At 36.6% G+C, this 2,778-nt stretch carries 1 protein-coding gene and 1 pseudogene; one reads left to right on the top strand and one right to left on the bottom strand.

Annotation, left to right across the window (positions count from 1 at the left end; all coding sequences use genetic code 11):
• Positions 1 to 691 (bottom strand): annotated as a pseudogene (locus AC1DUA_RS32585) (right-handed parallel beta-helix repeat-containing protein); the annotation flags it as partial.
• Between the two features lie 195 nt (positions 692 to 886).
• Between AC1DUA_RS32585 and AC1DUA_RS32590 the strand changes: the two are divergent.
• A partial coding sequence (locus AC1DUA_RS32590) for a right-handed parallel beta-helix repeat-containing protein (protein ID WP_477503681.1) occupies positions 887 to 2,778 on the top strand: 1,892 nt, incomplete at its 3' end.

Genomic DNA, 2,778 nt, shown 5'->3' on the forward strand with positions numbered 1-2,778 from the left:
GATCAGAAGTTATTCCTGCACCCAACCCTCCATAACTACTTCCATACAATCCAAAATAGCCCCACTTTGCAATATTAGTCTGAGTCATATCTATTTTTACCGTATTTCTAATTCTAGAATCATCAGCTACAAGCGTGCCATCCGTTAAGCTAATTCCACCTTTTTCAAAGTTGCCATCAAAAGTGTATCCAGGAACTTGACCATACAGACTTCCCAGGGAAATTCCATCACCGATACAATTATAAATTTCTAGGTTATCTATTGTGATAAACCTAACATTGGAGCCAATTAGCGGGGTGTTACTTACCATGACCCCATGTCCCCATTCGTGAGTACTTACTACAGTCGTATAATCATGCATATTTTTATCGCCTTCAATTTTGCCATTAGTTATTCGGCAGTACTGCTGGTTTCTCTGAAATACAATAATCGCATAATGGGTTAATCCATTAGGTTTGATCTTTAGTATCGCCCCATTCAGATTGAAGACCATATAGCTTTGAGGTTCAATGGGATTTTTCTCATCAATTAGATAGGTCCCTTTAGGCAGAGCGGCTTCCGAATAACCTTGATCAAATGCAYATTGCAATGCATCATTAATCCCTTTACTTGTATTTACAGCATCCGATCCATCGTTCTTAATCCCCCAACGCGTTAAATCAATCATGTAAGTAGCTCCTGTATCTGCCATCTATTAAACACCTCCTTATCAAAGAATATTCAATAGATAAGTAGATGGTTACAAAATACTAATATTTGGTCTTATGCCGCGGTATACGAACTACAAAAATTTCAAAATTCATTTTATGACTTCTTACGACATTTTTTCCAACAATAAGTGTACAATGATACCTGTACATAAATAACTCACAAGGATGGTAAGATAATGATTAAAAAGGTACTAATTGTTCTAACATTTTTCATGCTTTCTTTTCAATCTCTACTTGTTGAGGCTGTTCCCCCAGACAATTCTACACAATCAATCGCAACTAGAACTTACAACTTAGAGCTTTCCCGTTGGAATGTATATAATGACGGAACTCATCCTATTGAAACAACCAATGGTATTAATAAAGCGTTGCAGTGGTCGAGTGAACAAGGCTATCAAGTATTTAAAGTCCCCGCCGGTAAATATTTAATTAGTAAAGGCAGTAGCCCGAATGATCCACAAGCTCAAATAAATATGGTCAGTAATATGACCTTTCTGCTTGATGATTTAGCCATTATTCAAAAAGAAACGAATGGTTATGAGAGTTATAGAACCTTATATATTGGTTATGGCGTTAATCAGGCAACAATTAAAGGCGGTACTTATCAAGGGGATAGAGAAACTCATAATCATAGTAAAAAAGACAACGCAAGCAGCGTAGGGACTCATGAGTTTGGAAGTGGAATACTTGTCGAAGGAGCTTACAATCTAACGATAGACGCCGTTAAGACAATGAATTTCACAGGAGATGGCATAACAATCGCCGGTTCAAGTGTTGGAATCTCAGGTACCTACGGGAAAGACTATCTTTATGGTGATATTGACGGTTCAGGCAAATTGATTAATTCGACTTCAAAGATTAGGCCTAAGGTCGCAATGGACTTCGCAAATCCCAACTATAAGGGGAGAAAGTATTTTGCCTTCGAGCAACCACAAGGTGTTACGAGCAATAAATATGATGTCTACTTCTATAAAAACGATGGGACGTATCTATCTTCAGTAAAACAAGTCAGATTTGGTATTGATTTAGTACAAATCCCCAAAGATGCTGCAAGTTTTTATCCCGTTTTTAGTTCTTCTACCATTGCTACGTTTTTTGTCAAATTGTTTAGCAACGATGTATCTAGGAATGTTACGATTAACAATTCAGAAACTGCGTTCAATAGAAGACAAGGAATTTCAATTGTCGGGGTCGATGGTATACAAATTAGCAATAATAAAATTCATGACATAAATGGTACTGCACCACAATATGGGATTGATTCAGAAACTGAAGGCTTCTACCCAAACAATAATCTTAATATCACTAATAATCACTTCTATAACAATAAAGGTGGAGACATTGTATTCGCCGATGGTAACACGGCTTTAATAAGTCATAATTTATTTGAGAGCAATAAAGGAGTATACATCTATAGCGCCTTTCCAAATACAATGGTTAGCAACAATACCTTCAAGAATGGTGGGCTGACGATGGGAGGGACAGGTTCTGCGGATGATAATACGTTCACGGACGCTGAAGTTAATTTGATTGCAACAAGTAATACATTAACCAATACCACTTTCCTTAATAGCAAATTAAACTTGAATAATACGGACCCCTTTGGATCTAAAGTAGAGAATATAACCATGACCAACACGGATTCATCTGTTATTACTTCTTTAAATGTAGGGAATCGTCCTGTCCATCTTTCGAATATTACGATCCAAGGATTAACGAAGCTTTCAACTTTAGGCGGAAAAGGAACAGATCAAAACATATATGACAATATCACTATCCAAGATTTTAATGCGTATAATGGTACTGTACTTCCTGCTGGCACCTATAATAATTGCAATTTTTCGTCGACTAATAACGAGTCTGTAGGTTTAAATATTAATCAGTCGGGTACATTCACTTTTAATAACTGTTCTTTTAATGCGTTAGGTAAAATATTTACATTGAATAGTCTTTATGGGGAAGCAGACACCACGTTCAACAGCTCTTCTTTTAATATTTCAAAAGATGTTGGTTACGCGGCTGCAATTTATGTCCAAGGAGCAAAACAGTTATCAATACTAGATAGTAC

It is taken from the genome of Paenibacillus sp. 01T422, assembly GCF_056398785.1.